This window comes from Streptomyces sp. FH025 (assembly GCF_017427025.1).
Lineage (GTDB): Bacteria > Actinomycetota > Actinomycetes > Streptomycetales > Streptomycetaceae > Kitasatospora.
The window spans coordinates 1-16337 of sequence record NZ_JAFLNG010000099.1 but is presented as its reverse complement, the minus strand read 5'-3'; the positions used below and the strand labels follow the sequence as shown (position 1 = coordinate 16337).

Sequence of the window (16337 nt, the reverse complement as noted above, 5' to 3'; positions counted from 1 at the left end):
ACGGGTCAGCTCTCCGGGGTGGCTTCCGGGGCGGCCGCGGCCTTGCGGGTGCGGGTGCGCTTGCGCGGGGCCGGGACCTCGGCGGCGGCCGGCTCGGTGGCCGGGGCCTCCGGGGCGGTCTCGGCGACGGCCTTGGGCTTGCGGGTCCGCGTACGGGTGGCGGGCTTCTCCGTGGCCTCGGCGGCCGCAGCCTCGGCCGGGGCCTCGACGGCCTCCGCCTTCGGCTTGCGCGTCCGGGTGCGGGTGGCCGGCTTCTCCTCGGCGGCCGGAGCCTCGGCCGGGGCCTCGGCGGCCGCGGCCTTGCGGGTCCGGGTCCGGGTGGTCTTCTTGGCGGCCGGGGCCTCGGCGGGAGCCTCGGTCACCACAGCGGCCTCGGCGGCCTCGACGACCTCGGCGGCCTCGGCCTTCGGCTTGCGCGTCCGGGTCCGGGTGCGGGCGGCCGGCTTCTCCTCGGCCACCGGGGCCTCGACCACGGCCTCGACGGCCGGAGCCGCCTCGACCACGGCCTCGGCCGCCACCGCGACGGTCTCGCCGGCGGCGGCGCCACCGCGCGAGCGGCGACGACGACGGCGCGGCGCGGCCTCGCCCTCGGCACCCTCGACGGCCGGGGCCGCCGGAGCGGCCACCGCGGCCTCGGTCACCGCGACGGCCTCGTCGGCCCCGGCGACCGCCGCGCCACGGCGGGTGCGGCGGCGCTCACGGGTACGGCGCGGCTTCTCCTCGGCGGCCGGGGTCTCGACGGCGGCACGGCTCGAACCGCCCCGCCCGCCACGACCGCGGCCGGTGCGGGCGCCGCGCCCGCCGGTCTCGCCGAGGTCCTCGATCTCCTCCGCGCCGAGCCCGGCCCGGGTGCGCTCCGAGCGGGGCAGGACGCCCTTGGTGCCCGGGGCGATCTTCAGCAGCTCGTACAGGTGCGGCGAGGTGGAGTAGGTCTCCTCCGGGTCGTTGAACGACAGGTCCAGCGCCTTGTTGATCAGCTGCCAGCGCGGGATGTCGTCCCAGTCGACCAGGGTGACGGCGGTGCCGGAGGCGCCGGCCCGGCCGGTGCGGCCGATCCGGTGCAGGTAGGTCTTCTCGTCCTCGGGGCACTGGTAGTTGATGACGTGGGTGACGCCCTCGACGTCGATGCCGCGGGCGGCCACGTCAGTGCAGACCAGGACGTCGACCTTGCCGTTGCGGAAGGCCCGCAGCGCCTGCTCGCGGGCGCCCTGGCCGAGGTCGCCGTGCACCGCGCCGGCCGCGAAGCCGCGCTGGGTGAGCTGGTCGGAGACGTCGGCGGCGGTGCGCTTGGTGCGGCAGAAGATCATCGCCAGCCCGCGGCCCTCGGCCTGCAGGATGCGCGAGACCATCTCGACCTTGTCCAGCGAGTGCGCGCGGAAGATGTGCTGCTCGATGTTGGCGACGGTGGTGCCGGTGTCGTCGGGAGCGGTGGCCCGGATGTGGGTCGGCTGGCTCATGTACCGGCGGGCGAGGCTGATCACCTGGCCCGGCATGGTGGCCGAGAACAGCAGGGTCTGCCGCTTGGCCGGCAGCATGGTGATGATCTTCTCGACGTCCGGCAGGAAGCCGAGGTCGAGCATCTCGTCGGCCTCGTCCAGGACCAGCGCGCGGACCTTGGACAGGTTCAGCTTCTTCTGCCCGGCCAGGTCCAGCAGCCGGCCCGGGGTGCCGACCACGATGTCGACGCCCTTGGTGAGCGCCTCGACCTGCGGCTCGTACGCCCGGCCGCCGTAGACCGCGAGCACACGGACGTCGCGGACCTTGCCGGCGGTCTGCAGGTCGTTGGTGACCTGGGTGCAGAGCTCGCGGGTCGGGACGACGATCAGCGCCTGCGGGGAGTCGGAGAGCTGCTCCTCGGTGGCCCGGCCGGCGTCCACGTCGGCGCGCACGACGACCCGCTCGATCAGCGGGAGGCCGAAGCCGAGGGTCTTGCCGGTGCCGGTCTTGGCCTGGCCGATGACGTCGTGGCCGGTCAGCGCGACCGGGAGGGTCATCTCCTGGATGGGGAAGGGGTGGACGATGCCGACGGACTCCAGGGCCTCGGCGGTCTCCGGGAGGATCCCCAGTTCCCGGAACGTCGTCTTGATGGGTTCAGCGGTGGTGGACAGGGTGCTGCCTCTTCCGTTTTTCGGAGGGGCCGAGAGCGAGCGGCGGGCGGGCAGCCGCGCGGCTGCGTACGGGCCTGGGCGGCCCCGAACAGCTGCGCGGACGCACAACCGCGCCGGTCCCTGCGGCCGGCCGGTGCGCGCGGCCCGGTGCGGGGCGCGTCGCCGGCGGCGTCGGGGAGGGTTCCCGTGAGGGACCTGCGCGGGACCTCCGCCAGGTTGGGCGTGGTCTCGGCGGCCCTCGCTCGGCCACTGATGCGGTGCCAAGGCTTGAAGTCCAAGCCATGGTCGGAGCCGATCGGCTCTCCGACCGGGCATCCGCGTACGTGAGTACCCGTGCCTCCGGTGCGGACACGCCCAAGGGGGCGGCACCGCTACGGAGCGGGCTAGCGCGGGCCACCGAGACGGCGGTGACACCGTGCAAGCACGACGGGGCTCCGTACCACCATACAGTCAGGCGACGACTCGAACACGTGATGCGTCTGACATTGCCCCCGGAGACGGGCGCGTGACCGGGCGATTCGGGAGGTCACCCGGGCGCGCCCGATGGTGGGGGCGCAGGCCCGGCGGGACTAAGGTGGCGGGTCATGGACACCCATGGTGAGACGCAGGACGCCGCGGCCGGCTCGATCGGCGACTGGGCCACGTGCTCGGCCGACCCCGGCTACCGCGCGGCGGTGCTGGATCTGCTCGGCGCGCTCGCGTACGGCGAGCTGAGCGCCTTCGAGCGGCTCGCCGAGGACGCCAAGCTGGCGCCGGACCTCGCCGACAAGGCGGCCCTGGCCCGGATGGCCTCCGCCGAGTTCCAGCACTACCAGCGGCTGCACGACCGGATCGCCGAGATCGGCGCCGACCCGCAGGAGGCCATGCGCCCCTTCGTCGAGCCGCTGGAGCTGTTCCACCGGATGACCGCCCCCTCGGACTGGCTGGAGGGCCTGGTCAAGGCCTACGTCGGCGACGCCATCGCGACCGACTTCTACCGCGAGGTGGCCGTCCGGCTCGACGACGACACCCGCGAGGTGATCCTCGGCGCGATGTCCGACACCGGCCACGCCCAGTTCGCCGTCGACAAGGTCCGCCAGGCCATCGAGGCCGACCCGCGGGCCGGCGGCCGGCTCGCGCTGTGGGGCCGACGGCTGATGGGCGAGGCGCTCAGCCAGGCCCAGCGGGTGGTCGCCGAGCGCGACGCGCTGTCCAACCTGCTGGTCGGCGGCGTCCGGGTGCAGGGCTTCGACCTGGTCGAGGTCGGCAAGATGTTCAACCGGATCACCGAGGCGCACACCCGGCGGATGGCCGCGCTCGGCCTCGCCTCCTGACCCCGGAGAGTCCTGACCCGGAGAGTCCTACGCCGGCCGGTGCCGCCGCGCCGCGCGGTGGACACCGCCCCGGTGCGGGTGGTGCCGGTGCGCGGGGGCCCGCCCGGCCGCCAGGTCCGGCCGGGCCAGCAGCGAGGTGAGCACGGTGGCGGCCAGCGCCGAGAACACCACCGACACCACCGGGAAGCGCCCGTCCAGGCAGAAGTGCGCCACCACCCCGCCGCCCAGCGCGGCCCCCGCCGCCGTGCCCAGCACCAGCGCGCGGGACGCCCGGAAGTACCCGGGCAGGCGCAGCAGGGCGGCCCCGCCCACGACCAGGCCGACCAGGGCGAAGGCGATCGATTCGATCAGCAAGGCAGCCTCCCGGGGACGGGCGTACGGCACCGGTGCCGTCCCTGTCGCCGTACCCCGGCCCACCCGGCCGTACACGCGACGGTGCCCCGCTCCCTGCGGGAACGGGGCACCGGAACGCTTCGCCCGGGCGGCGACCCGGGCGACTCGCGGCCACTCAGAGGGTGGCGAAGCCCACCTTGCGGGCCTCCGGCTCGCCGATCTCCACGTACGCCAGGCGCTCGGCCGGAACGATGATGCGGCGGCCGTGCTCATCGGTCAGCGAGAAGAGCTTCTCCGACCCCTCCAGCGCCTTCGCGACCGCGCTCTGGACCTCATCGGCAGTCTGCGAGCTCTCGATCACGATCTCGCGCGGCGCGTTCTGCACGCCGATCTTGACCTCCACGGCTTCCGTCCCTCCGGGTTGCAGCCTCCACGCGCGGACACCGGACCGCCTGGGACAAGCGTTCGCGGCGACCGCGCCGTACGGCTTCACCATAGAGCACCGGATCACCGGCCAGGCGAAGGTCGGCGGATCGTCACCGCTGTGCGGACGGCTCCCCGGCCTGGTCACCCGGGTGCATCGGGAAGCCCTTCAGCCCGCGCCAGGCCAGGCTGGCGACCAGCCGCACCGCCTCGTCGCGCGGGATGTCCAGCCCCTGCGAGAGCCAGTACCGGGCGGTGATCTGGGCCAGGCCGCAGACGCCCGCGGCCAGCAGCTTCGACTCCGCCTCGGGCAGGTCGGTGTCCTCCTGGATCACCTTGCTGACCAGCGTCGCGCTCGCCTCGGAGGCACGCTCCACCCGCTCGCGCACGGCCGGCTCGTTGGTCAGGTCCGACTCGAAGACCAGCCGGAACGCGCCCGACTCGCTGGAGACGTAGTTGAAGTACGCCTCCATGGTGTTGGCCACGCGCTGCTTGTTGTCGGTGGTCGCCGACAGCGCCTCGCGGGTCGACTCGACGAGGGCGTCGCAGTGCTTGTCCAGCAGCGCCAGGTAGAGCTCCAGCTTCCCGGGGAAGTGCTGGTAGAGCACCGGCTTGCTCACCCCGGCGCGGTCGGCGATGTCGTCCATGGCGGCCGCGTGGTAACCCTGCGCGACGAACACCTCCTGGGCGGCACCGAGCAGTTGTTCACGGCGGGCGCTTCGCGGCAGGCGAGCACCGCGCGGGCGCTCCTGCGCCTCCTGGATGGCCGTCACGGCGCTCCTCACTTCGGGGTTCTTCGGGGCTGGCGAGATGGCCGATTCTACTTTTCGGTAACCGCGCCCGCGTTCGGCGGAGGCGAGAAAAGCTGTCCGGCCCGCTTGTCAGGAGCCCACAATACGGCGCTGACCTCGGCGTCGGCAGAGGTGTGACCGAGGGGCGGGACGGCCCGCCCGCCCTGCGCCGGTCCGGCCCGGGCTCACTACCATCGTCCACCATGAGCGGTACTGAGCAGCAGGTACGGACGGTCGAGGTCCCCGGCGCGGTGCTCGCGGTGCACCGCGGTGCCGCGGGCGGGGGCGCGGACGGCCGCGGGCCCGGGCTCTTCGTGCACGGCCTGGGCGGCTCGGCCGCCAACTGGACCGCGCTCATGGACCGCCTGTCCGACGTCGTCGACGGCGAGGCCGTGGACCTGCCCGGCTTCGGCCGCTCCAACCCGCCCGCCGACGGCAACCTCAGCCTCTCCGGCCACGTCCGCGCCGTCATCGGCTACCTGGAGGCCTCCGGGCGCGGACCGGTCCACCTGTTCGGCAACTCCCTCGGCGGCGCCGTCGCCGTCCGCCTCGCCGCCCTGCGCCCCGACCTCGTACGCAGCCTCACCCTGGTCTCGCCCGCCCTGCCCGAACTGCCCCCGCAGCGCTCCGCCTGGCCGACCGGCCTGCTCGCCCTGCCCGGCGTGCCCGCACTGCTGCGCCGGCTGCCGGCCGGCCGGCGCGACGTCGAGGCGGCCGCCGAGGACCTGCTGCGCCTGGTCTACGGAGACCCGGACGGCCTCGAACCGGCCGCCCGGGCCGAGGCGGTGGCCGAGTACCGGCGCCGGCTGGAGGTGCCGCACGCGATGCAGGCGCTGATCGGCTCGGCCCGCGGCATCGTCTCGGCGTACACCGAGCGCGGCGAGCAGGCGCTGTGGCGGCAGGCCGAGCGGGTGAAGGCGCCGGTGCTGCTGGTGTACGGGCTGCGCGACCGGCTGGTCGCCTACCGCTCGGCCCGTCGTGCCTGCGAGGCCTTCGCGGACGCCCGGCTGCTGGTGCTCCCGGACTCCGGGCACGTGGCGATGATGGAGCACCCCGACGAGGTCGCCCGGGCCGTCCGCGAGCTGGTCACGGACGCCGCCCGCTGAGCGGAGGCCCGAGGGCCCGCGTATAGCGCGCGCCAACGGGCCGGTTCGGGGCGAGGTCACGTCGGTTCACTCGTTCAGGTGGCAGCCAGGCATGTGACCGATGGATTGCCCCGGGCCGGTCCTACCTTTCTGCTGCCGGACCGAACAGGTGTGGGGGAGGCCGCTGACGCCGGAGCGCGGCGGGCGGCCCGACAAGGGTCCCGGCGTACGACCCCGCGGTTCCCGTGGCCCCTCCTCAGAGGGCGTCCACGGGGTGCGTGGGGCAGCCGGCCCGGCCGAGGGCCGCCGTCACCGCCCCCGTTCCGAGGCAGAAGGAGGTCTCCCGTGCGCGTCGCCCTGCTCACCGAGGGTGCTCGTCCGCATCCCCGACGTGGTGCCGGAGACTGGTGCGACCGGCTGGCCGAGGGCCTGCCGGAGCACGAGTTCGAGCTGTACCTGCTGACCGGCACCGAGAGCCCGCCGTCGGACTCCCGCCCGCTGCACGGGGCGCGGGACCTCGCGCTCCGGGGGCGCCGACCGCGCGGCCGGGCGCCGGGCGCGCTGCGCGCACGCCGGTACGCCCGGGCCTACGAGGAACTGGTGCGGGCGCTGGTGCTGCCCGGGGAGCGGGCCCGCTTCGGCGCCGGGCTGTACCGGCTGGCCGCGCTGGCCCGGGAGGGCGGCGCCGCCCTGCCCGCCTTCCTCGCCTCCGCGCACGCCCGGCGCGTCCTCGAACGGACCTGGCGGCTGCCCGGCGCCGACACCTCGGGCGGGCAGCCGCTGGTGTGCGACGTGCTGGTCGCGGCCGATCTGCTGGAACAGTGCCTGCGGCCGCTGTCCGCGCCCTGGTACGGCACCGGGCCCGGGGGGCTGGGCGGCGTCGACCTGTGCCACGTGGTCGGCGGCGGCCCGGCCGCGCTGCCCGCCCTGGTGGCCCGGCACCTGCACGGGGTCCCGTTCGTGGTCACCGAGCACGGCCCGCACCTGCGCGAGCAGTACCTCGGCCACCGCGAGGCGCCCCACCGGTGGCCGGTCCGGGCGCTGCTTCTGTCCTTCTTCCGGGCGCTCACCGAGGAGGCCTACCGGCGGGCCGCGATGCTGACGCCCGGCAGCGCCCACGACCAGCAGTGGCAGCGCCGCTGCGGGGCCGACCCGGCGCGCACCCGGGTGGTGTACGAGGGCACCCCGGCCGTCGACCGCCCGGCGGCCGGGCCGGAGCCCGAGCGGCCGACCCTGGTGTGGGCGGGCGCGCTGGAGCCGGAGCGGGACACCGAACTCGCGCTGCACGCCTTCGCCCGGGTCCGCGCCGAACTGCCCGGGGCCCGGCTGGTGGTCCACGGCGAGGAGGCGGCCCCCGGCTACCGGGCGCACTGCGCGGCCGTCGCCGAGCGGCTGGGGGTGGCCGCCGCGGTGGACTTCGCGGGGCGGCCCGGCTCGCTCGCCGAGGCCTGGGCGAGCGGCACGGTGGCCGTCTTCTCCGCGCTCTCCCAGCGCAGCCCCCGGCTGCTCGCCGACGCCCTGCTCAGCGGCCGGGCGGTGGTGTCCACCGATGTCGGGGTGGCCCGCGAGGTGGTCGGCCCGACCGGACTGCTGGTGCCCGCCCGCGACCCGCGGGCCCTGGCCGGAGCCTGCCTGGCGCTGCTGCGCGACGAGGAGCGGCGAGCCCGGCTGGGGCTGGCCGGGCGGCTGCGGGCGCAGGAACGCTTCGCCGTCGAGCCGGTGATCGGCGCCTTCCGGGAGATCTACCTGGAGCTGGTCTCGCAGTACCCGGCCTACCCCGGCGGGGCGGACGGCCGGGCCCCGCGTCCGTTCGCCCGCCCTGCCGAGTACTGGCTCGCCGACGGCCCGCGCGCCGCCGGGGGCGCCGAGGGCGGGGCCGACGACGCCGGAGAGCGGCCCCGCGCCGACGAGCTCGCGGAGGCCGTCTGATGCCCGGCGACACGGCGGTCCGCACCGGCGTCACCAGCGCGGACCCGGTGCGCGAGGTGATGGCGGAGCACCGGGAGCTGTGCGAGCGCGCCGTCGACCCGTTGGAGATCGCCGCCGGGCTGGAGGCGGCCGGGTACGGCCCGGACGCCGCCGCGCGCTGCCGGCACGCCGACCTGTTCTCGCTCGCGGAGGAGCTGTACGCCCGGGTGCCCCGCCGCCCGCCCGCACCGCGGCCGCCCGAGCCGCGCGGGCGCGGGGTCGTCGCCCGGGCGGCGCTGACCGCCGCCGCGCTGGCCGCACCGCCCTGCGCCGGGGCGGCCGCGTTCGGCCCGCGCTGGCCGGTGCTGCTGGCCGCCGCCGTACCGCTGGCGCTGGCGCCCGCGCTGACCGCCGCCCCGGCCGGGCCCGGCCCCCGGCCGCGGCCCGCCCGGCTCGGGTACGGGCTGGGCCTGGCCGCGCTGCTGCTGTTCCCGCTGGCCGCGCCGGGCGGGGACCGGCCACTGGCCGCCGCGCTGGTGCTGGCCGCGGCGGTCTCGGCCGGTTCGGCCGACGCGGCGGCCGGCTGGTACCGGGAGGTCGGCCGCGGCCACCTCGGGGCGGCCCGCACCCTGGCGGAGTTCCGGGCCCGGATGCGCCCGGTGCTGCCGGTCGCGGTCGCGCTGCACCTGGCGGTGCTCGGGGTGCTGACGTACGCCGCGCTGGCGGTGCTCGCCGTCGTGGCGCCGCGCCCCGGGCCCGGCCACGGCGGCGGGCTGCTGCACCTGGCCGCCGAGCGGGCCGGCGCCGTGCCGTGGGCGGCGCAGGGCGTGCTGGGCCTGCTGCTGGTGCTGTCCGCGCTGCTGGCGCGCTGCGGCCGGACGGCGGCCGCCGCGCTGGGGGCCGCGGCCGGGCCCGCCGCGGCGGTGGCGCTGCTCGGGCCGGGGCGCTCCGGGCCGTCGGCCGTCCTGTTCGGCGGCGGCGCGGTCGCGGTGGTGCTGCTGGTGTACGCCTGGGTGGTGCTCGGTCGGGCCGATGCGCACCGCTGACGCTCGTGACCCCCTGTTCGTCCCCTTCGTTGTTCTCAGTCCGCCAGGTCGTCCCCGACCTCGCTTCGTGGAAGGACGCCCCCGATGAGGGTGCTGCTGCTGGGCGCCGACGGCTTCATCGGCCGCCGGGTGACCGATCGTCTGCTGATGGACCAGGAGTTGCAGGTGACGGTGCTCGGCCGGCGCGACTCGGCCGACATCCGCTTCGACCTGACCACGGGGAGCCCGGGCGCGCTGGCCCGGTTCCTGGACGCGGTCGTGCCGCAGGTGGTGATCAACTGCGCGGGCGCCACCTACGGCAGCTCGCGCACCCTGATCCGGTCGAACACGCTGGCCGTCGCGACCGTCTGCGAGGCGATCCGGCGCAGCCGGGAGCCGGCCCGGCTGGTGCACGTCGGCTCGGCCGCCGAGTACGGGCCGGTGCCCGGCGGGGTGCCGGTCTCCGAGCAGGCCGAGCCGCGGCCGGTCGGCCCGTACGGGGTGTCCAAGCTGGCCGGGACGGAGCTGGTGCTGGCCTCCGGGCTGGACGCGGCGGTGCTGCGGGTGTTCGACGTGGTGGGCCCGGGGGCGCCGACCGCCTCGCTGTTCGGGCGGCTCGCCGAGGGGCTGCGCCGGGCGCTGGAGCGGGACGAGAGCCAGGTGCGGATGCCGGACCTGTCCGGATACCGGGATTTCGTGGACGTGCGGGACGTCGCGCGGGCGATCCGGGCGGCGGCGGTCTCGGCCGCCACCGGGGTGATCAACATCGGTAGCGGGCACGCCGTCCGGGCCCGGGACGCGGCCCAGCTGCTGGTGCGCGCCTCGGGCTTCGAGGGGGCGATCGTGGAGGAGAACCGGCAGGTCCTGCTGCCCGCGCAGGTCGGCGGGCCGGTCGGCGACCACCTGCCCGGCCACCACCTTCCGGGCCACCGGATGGACGGCCACCGGCCGGAGGGGCGGCCCGCCCCGGGCGAGCCGGTGCCGTGGCGGCAGGCGGACGTGCGCACCGCCCGGGACCGTCTCGGCTGGCGGACACAGGTGCCGCTGGAGGAGTCGCTCGGGGACGTCTGGCTGGAGACGGCCTGCCGGGTGTGAAGTGGGTCCGGGTACCGCCCCGGGCCCGGAACCACCGGCCCGGGGCGCCTGCGGGCGGTTCCACGATCCGACGTGGCCCGTCTCGCCCATCGGACGGGCTGTCTCGGAATACCGGAGGGGCGTGACACTGTTGGCCTAGAGAGCCACCCGAGCGGCGGAGCGTCGCCTCCGTCCGGGGCTGGCCCTGGCCACCTGAACAAGACACCCATCGGAGTCCCCGTGTCGTTGCCACCCCTGGTCGAGCCGGCCGACGAGCTCACCGTTGACGAGGTCCGCAGGTACTCCCGCCACCTGATCATCCCGGACGTCGGGATGGCCGGGCAGAAGCGGCTGAAGAACGCCAAGGTGCTGTGCGTCGGCGCCGGTGGCCTCGGCTCGCCCACCCTGCTGTACCTGGCCGCGGCCGGTGTCGGCACGCTGGGCATCGTCGAGTTCGACGTGGTCGACGAGTCCAACCTTCAGCGCCAGGTCATCCACGGCCAGTCGGACATCGGCCGCTCCAAGGCGGAGTCGGCGCGCGACTCGGTCAAGGAGATCAACCCCTACGTCGACGTGGTCCTGCACGAGGAGCGCCTCGACAACTCCAACGTGATGGAGATCTTCTCCGGCTACGACCTGATCGTGGACGGCACCGACAACTTCGCCACCCGCTACCTGGTGAACGACGCCGCGGTGCTGCTCGGCAAGCCGTACGTGTGGGGCTCGATCTACCGCTTCGACGGCCAGGCCAGCGTGTTCTGGGCCGAGCACGGCCCCTGCTACCGCTGCCTCTACCCGGAGGCCCCGCCGCCGGGCATGGTCCCGTCCTGCGCCGAGGGCGGCGTGCTGGGCGTGCTGTGCGCGTCCATCGGCTCGATCCAGGTGAACGAGGCGATCAAGTTGCTGGCCGGCATCGGCGACCCGCTGGTCGGCCGGCTGATGATCTACGACGCCCTGGAGATGAACTACCGCCAGGTGAAGGTCCGCAAGGACCCGAACTGCGCCGTCTGCGGTGAGAACCCGACGGTCACCGAGCTGATCGACTACGAGGCCTTCTGCGGCGTCGTGTCGGAGGAGGCGCAGGCGGCCGCCGCCGGCTCGACCGTCACCGCGAAGCAGCTCAAGGCGTGGCAGGACGAGGACGAGGACATCTTCCTGATCGACGTCCGCGAGCCCGGCGAGTACGAGATCGTCAACATCCCCGGCGCGGTGCTGATCCCGAAGAACGAGTTCCTGATGGGCGACGCCCTGGAGAAGCTGCCGCAGGACAAGAAGATCGTCCTGCACTGCAAGTCGGGCGTGCGCTCGGCCGAGGTGCTGGCCGTGGTCAAGGCCGCGGGCTTCGCCAACGCCGTCCACCTGGGCGGCGGCGTGCTCGGCTGGGTGAGCCAGATCGAGCCGCACAAGCCGGTCTACTAGGAGCAGCGACGAGGAGGGCCCCACCGCTCGGCGGTGGGGCCCTCCTCCGTCGTTCAGAGCGCGTTCTTGCGCTGCAGCACGTTGTAGGCGATCCAGCCCGGCAGCACCGGCAGCCAGAAGGTGAGCGCCCGGTAGAGGAAGACCGCCGGGGTGGCGATCGTGGGGGAGACGTCCGCGACGGTCAGGGCGCCGATCAGGGCGACCTCGACCGGGCCGATGCCGCCCGGGGTGGGGATCGCCGAGCCGGCCGCGTTGGCGGTCAGGAAGACCACCGCGACCGCCGAGTAGCTGACGTTGCCGCCGAAGGCCTGCACCGAGAAGTCCAGGCAGGCGGTGAAGGAGAGGGTCAGCAGCAGGATGCCGCCGAAGCCGGTGACCAGCTTGCTGGGCGTCTGCATCAGGTCGAGCATCCGCGGCACCACGCCGAAGAACAGCGAGCGCAGCCGTCCCAGCACGAAGCGGCGCAGCGGCGCGACGGCGGCCACCACCAGGGCGAGCACGGCGGCGGTCAGCACGCCGATGATCACCGCGCGGGAGGCGGAGAGGTCGCCGTTGGTCTGGCTGCCGGTGATCAGGCCGAAGCTGAACAGCAGCAGCAGGTGCCCGGCCAGGCCCGCGAGCTGGGAGGCGCCGACCGAGGCGACCGCCTGGCCGGAGCGGATGCCGGCCTTCTGCAGGTAGCGGGTGTTGAGCGCGATGCCGCCGATCGCGGCGGGCGCGACCAGCTTGACGAAGGAGCCGGCCAGCTGCGCGGCGACGGTGCGCCGGAACGGCAGCCGCTCGGGCACGAAGCCGGTCAGGCTCATCGCGGCGGCGACGTAGCTGAACGCGGCCGCGAGCAGGGCCGCCGCCGCCCAGGCCCAGTTCATCTGGGAGAGCTTGAGCTGGGCCGGCTTGATGGTGGTCAGCGCCAGGTAGGCGGCGAAGGTGAGCGCGATCACCATGATCAGGCTCTTCGGCTTCAGCCGCTCCAGCTTGGCCGGCTCCATCGGCGCCTCGGGGGCGATCTGCAGGATCTGGCCGCGGATGCGGCTGAGCAGGTCCTCGCCGGCCGCCGCGATGTCCTCCTCGGCCTGCTGCTGGGTGCGCTCGCCGGCCGCGACCTGCTCCAGCGCCCTGGCCCGGGCGGCGGTCTTGCGCTCCTTGGTGAGCCGTGCCAGGTCGACCCGGGTGGAGCGGCTCATCCCGACCGGCTGGAGCAGCGGCAGCGCCTGGGCGACCCGGTCGGCGCCGAGCACCGCGTTGGCGGTGGCGACGGCCCGCTCGGGGCCGATCCGCAGGGCGAAGGTGGTCAGCAGCTGGGCGACGTCGATGCGCAGGGTCAGGTCGGTGGCGGCGATGTCGCCGCCGGAGAGGTTGACCAGGCAGGCGGTCTCGTCGTCCAGCACCAGCAGCGACTCGCCGGTCAGCCGGCGGTGGGCGATCCGGCGCTCGTGCAGGGCCCCCACCGACCGCCAGAGCGAGGCCATCACCCGGTCGGTGATCTCCTCGTCGGCGAGCTCGTCCAGGGTGCGGCCCTCGACGTTCTCGTACACCAGGATCGCGGCGTCCGGGCCCAGCTCGGAGGTGGCGACCAGCTGCGGTGCGCGGGCGCCCGAGGCGGCCGCCGCGTACGCGATCAGGGCCTCCTGCTCCAGCGCCTGGCGCAGCGACTGCGGGCTGCGGCGCACCGCCACCGAGCGCAGCCGCAGCCGCCGCCAGGCGCGGTAGAAGAAGCCGGAGGCCTGCTGCTCGCGGTCGATGATGTGGACGTCCAGCGGCGGCCCGTCCTGCTGGGTGACGTAGTAGCGCCGGGTGCCGCCGGGGGCGTCCGGGGCGCGGTGCGCGCCGGCCGGGGTGAAGCCGACCTTGCGCAGGCCGATCATCAGGTGCTGGCCGGTGGGCCGGATGTTGGGGGAGCCGATCGCGTACAGCGTGCCGTAGGCGACGGACCAGCCGATCAGCACGGTGAGCAGCAGCGACAGCGGGGTGGTGTAGCCGCCGAGCAGCTCGGTGATCCCGCTGAAGATCACCACCACCCACAGCGCCACCCGCCAGCGCGGTCTGCTCGACATGCCGACGGCCGTCATGTAGGCGATCACCGGGGCGAGGTAGCCGTGCACCGGGTCGGTGAGGCTGCCGTTGCTGTCCAGCGGCAGCCGGGTCAGCGCCGTCCTGATGTGCTCGGAGGCGCCCTCGGCGACCCACCAGTCGATGCCCAGCGAGACGCCGTACGCGAGCACCGAGGCGAGCACGCCGTCGGCGACCCGCAGGCCGTCGCGTTTGATCAGCCGCTCGACGGCGAAGGCCAGCGGCACGGCGAGCACCGCGACGCTGGAGAGCAGGCCGGTGATGGTGGACAGCACCGCGGAGAAGTGCGGCGCGTTGGTGGCGATGTCCTGCTCGATGCCGGTGGTCGTCGAGGTGGCGATGCCGGCCAGCACGAAGACCGCGACGATCCCGCAGACCCCGGCCAGGAAGCGGATCAGGTCGGACGGGCGGTGCGCGCGGGCGGCGAGCAGCGGCTCGTCGACGTCCAGGTGCGGGGCGTCGTCCAACTGGTCGTGGTGCTCGGGCCTGGGGGCGGGCGGCCCCGGGAGCCGCGCGGGCGGCTCGGAGCCGTTCGCGGGCGCGGGGGCCTTGATCGTCGGGTCCTTGACCAGGGAGACTTCCGGGGCGGGCTCCGGTTCGGGCCGGCCCTCCGAGCCGCCGCCGGGCGCCGAGGGCACGGCGGATCCGGACTCGTCGGAGTCCTTGTCCACGCCCACGTCAGCCGTCCCGGTCATCTGGTCTTGTCCTCGTATCACCACTCACCGCCCCGAAGATGGTGGCATGCCCCGCGCCCCCGTGCTGGACAGGGGGCGGATCGGGCGCGGCGGGTTATTCGTACGGGGCCACGGCCGCAGGCCCGTGAGGAAGAATGCCGCAGGTGACGGACGTAACAGACGACGGTCTCCCGGACGCCCTGCCACCCTTCGCCGAACTGGTGCTCGACCTGACCGAGCGGATTCCACCCGGCCGGGTGATGACCTACGGCGACGTCGCCGAGTACCTCGGCCAGGGCGGACCCCGACAGGTCGGCCGGGTGATGGCCCTCTACGGCGGCTCGGTGCCCTGGTGGCGGGTGATCCGCGCCGACGGCCGCTTCCTGCCCGGGCACGAACACCGCGCCCTCGCCCACTACAGCGAGGAGGGCACCCCGCTGCGCGAACTCGCCGACCCGCCCCGGGTCGACCTCCGGCGGGCCCGCTGGGACGGCCGGCCCGCTCCCGGAAAAACCCCGCACGGGCGGGAATGACGGGGCAGGATCGTAGGCTCGACGAGGGCGGGCCCCGGCGGGCCCGCCCGACCATGCCCCCCGTACGACCCCAGGACTCCAGTGAACGAGCGCAGCGAGCGAACCGTCGAAAGGCGCGTGACCTCCCCCTACCGGCTCGTGCGCAGCCCGCTCGTCCAGCCCGACCCGCCCACGCTGGACGACCACCAGCGCGCCGTGGTCGAGCACACCGGCGGCCCGCTGCTCGTCCTCGCCGGGCCGGGCACCGGCAAGACCACCACCCTCGTCGAAGCCGTCGCCCGGCGGATCCAGGACGGCACCGACCCCGAGCGGATCCTCGTCCTCACCTTCAGCCGCAAGGCCGCCGTGGAACTGCGCGACCGGATGTCCGGCCGCCTCGGCGGCACCGCCGCCGCCCCGCAGGCCACCACCTTCCACTCCTTCTGCTACGCCCTGCTGCGCGCCCACCAGGACCCCGAGGACTACGCCGAGCCGCTGCGGCTGCTCTCCGGCCCCGAGCAGGACGTCATGGTCCGCGAACTGCTCGCCGGCGGCGCCGAGGACGCCAAACTCGGCAGTTCCCGGATCACCTGGCCGCTCGACCTGCGCGCCTGCCTCACCACCCGCGGCTTCGCCGACGAGGTCCGCGCCGTCCTCGCCCGCAGCCGCGAACTCGGCCTCGGCGAGGCCGAACTCGAACGCTTCGCCCAGGGCGTCCAGCGCCCCGACTGGGCCGCCGCCGCGCACTTCCTCGCCGACTACCTCGACGTCCTCGACCTGCGCGGCGTCCTCGACTACGCCGAACTCGTCCACCGCGCCGTCCTGCTCGCCGAACGCCCCGAGATCGGCCGGGAACTGCGGGAGCGGTACGAGGTCGTCTTCGTCGACGAGTACCAGGACACCGACCCCTCCCAGGTCCGGCTGCTGCGCCAGCTCGCCGGCGGCGGACGCGACCTCGTCGCCGTCGGCGACCCCGACCAGTCCATCTACGCCTTCCGCGGCGCCGACATCAACGGCATCCTCGACTTCCCGCAGACCTTCCGCCGGGCCGACGGCACCCCCGCCGAGGTCAAGGTCCTGCGCGTCTCCCGCCGCTCCGGCGCCGTCCTGCTCGCCGCCTCCCGCGAACTCGCCCGCCGGATGCCGATGGGCCGGCTGCCCGCCGACAAACTCGCCCAGCACCGCGCCCTGCTGCCCTCCCGCGAAGGCGGCCGGGTCGAGGTGTACACCTACCCCACCCCCGGCGCCGAACTCGACTCGATCGCCGACCTGCTGCGCCGCGCCCACCTGGAGGACGGCGTGCCCTGGGGCGAGATGGCCGTCCTCGTCCGGGCCGGCGCCCGCTCCATCCCCGGCGTGCGGCGGGCGCTCGGCGCGGCCGGCGTCCCGCTGGAGATCGACGGCGACGACCTGCCGCTGCGCGAGGAACCCGCCGTCGCCCAACTGCTGCTCGCCCTGCGGACCTGCGCCGAGCTCGCCGCCCGCGACCGGCACGGCGACCCGGACACCCCCGACCCGCTCACCACCGACGTGGCGCACGCCCTGCTCACCGGCCCGCTCGGCGGCCTCGACGGCTCCGACCTGCGCCGCCTGGGCCGCGCC

At 75.2% G+C, this 16337-nt stretch carries 13 protein-coding genes; 8 read left to right on the top strand and 5 right to left on the bottom strand.

What is annotated here, in order from left to right; translation table 11 throughout:
- Window positions 1-5: 5 nt before the first annotated feature.
- Complete coding sequence (locus tag J0670_RS10365) at window positions 6-1994, bottom strand: DEAD/DEAH box helicase (RefSeq protein WP_307806464.1); 1989 nt, start codon at window positions 1992-1994, stop codon at window positions 6-8.
- A 698-nt stretch (window positions 1995-2692) separates the two neighbouring features.
- On the opposite strand from J0670_RS10365, the gene J0670_RS10360 reads away from it, so the two are divergent.
- Entirely contained in the window at window positions 2693-3421 is a 729-nt protein-coding gene (locus J0670_RS10360; protein ID WP_207811182.1) for a ferritin-like fold-containing protein, read from the top strand.
- A 27-nt stretch (window positions 3422-3448) separates the two neighbouring features.
- On the opposite strand, the gene J0670_RS10355 is transcribed toward J0670_RS10360, so the two are convergent.
- From J0670_RS10355 to J0670_RS10345, 3 genes are all read right to left on the bottom strand, one after another.
- A complete protein-coding gene (locus J0670_RS10355) occupies window positions 3449-3775 on the bottom strand; it encodes a hypothetical protein (RefSeq protein WP_207811181.1) in 327 nt (108 codons plus the stop codon).
- A gap of 154 nt (window positions 3776-3929) precedes the next feature.
- Window positions 3930-4157: a DUF3107 domain-containing protein gene (locus J0670_RS10350; protein WP_207811180.1), complete on the bottom strand. Its 228-nt coding sequence runs from the start codon at window positions 4155-4157 to the stop codon at window positions 3930-3932.
- A gap of 133 nt (window positions 4158-4290) precedes the next feature.
- Entirely contained in the window at window positions 4291-4950 is a 660-nt protein-coding gene (locus J0670_RS10345) for a TetR/AcrR family transcriptional regulator (protein WP_207811179.1), read from the bottom strand.
- A 221-nt stretch (window positions 4951-5171) separates the two neighbouring features.
- Here J0670_RS10345 and J0670_RS10340 point away from each other — a divergent pair, with 221 nt between their 5' ends.
- The 5 genes from J0670_RS10340 to moeZ all read left to right on the top strand — a co-directional run bounded on the left by J0670_RS10340 (window position 5172) and on the right by moeZ (window position 11479).
- Window positions 5172-6074 (top strand): alpha/beta fold hydrolase, encoded by a 903-nt coding sequence (locus J0670_RS10340; protein ID WP_207811178.1) that lies wholly within the window; start codon window positions 5172-5174, stop codon window positions 6072-6074.
- 324 nt (window positions 6075-6398) lie between these two features.
- Window positions 6399-7982, top strand: a complete 1584-nt coding sequence (locus J0670_RS10335; RefSeq protein ID WP_207811177.1) for a DUF3492 domain-containing protein — start codon at window positions 6399-6401, stop codon at window positions 7980-7982.
- The gene (locus tag J0670_RS10330) at window positions 7982-9007 is read left to right on the top strand and encodes a hypothetical protein (protein WP_207811176.1); all 1026 of its coding nucleotides are present in this window, start codon (window positions 7982-7984) and stop codon (window positions 9005-9007) included. The genes J0670_RS10335 and J0670_RS10330 overlap by 1 nt, the downstream gene beginning before the upstream one ends.
- An 84-nt stretch (window positions 9008-9091) precedes the next feature.
- Entirely contained in the window at window positions 9092-10081 is a 990-nt protein-coding gene (locus J0670_RS10325; RefSeq protein ID WP_207811175.1) for an NAD(P)-dependent oxidoreductase, read from the top strand.
- Between the two features lie 219 nt (window positions 10082-10300).
- The gene (gene moeZ / locus J0670_RS10320; protein ID WP_207811174.1) at window positions 10301-11479 is read left to right on the top strand and encodes an adenylyltransferase/sulfurtransferase MoeZ; all 1179 of its coding nucleotides are present in this window, start codon (window positions 10301-10303) and stop codon (window positions 11477-11479) included.
- A gap of 53 nt (window positions 11480-11532) precedes the next feature.
- Here the strand turns inward: moeZ and J0670_RS10315 are convergent, their stop codons facing one another.
- Window positions 11533-14244, bottom strand: a complete 2712-nt coding sequence (locus J0670_RS10315; RefSeq protein ID WP_243436819.1) for a lysylphosphatidylglycerol synthase transmembrane domain-containing protein — start codon at window positions 14242-14244, stop codon at window positions 11533-11535.
- Between the two features lie 134 nt (window positions 14245-14378).
- On the opposite strand from J0670_RS10315, the gene J0670_RS10310 reads away from it, so the two are divergent.
- Window positions 14379-14756, top strand: coding sequence for an MGMT family protein (locus J0670_RS10310; protein WP_207811173.1), 378 nt, complete (start codon window positions 14379-14381; stop codon window positions 14754-14756).
- 117 nt (window positions 14757-14873) lie between these two features.
- A partial coding sequence (locus tag J0670_RS10305) for an ATP-dependent helicase (RefSeq protein ID WP_207811172.1) occupies window positions 14874-16337 on the top strand: 1464 nt, incomplete at its 3' end.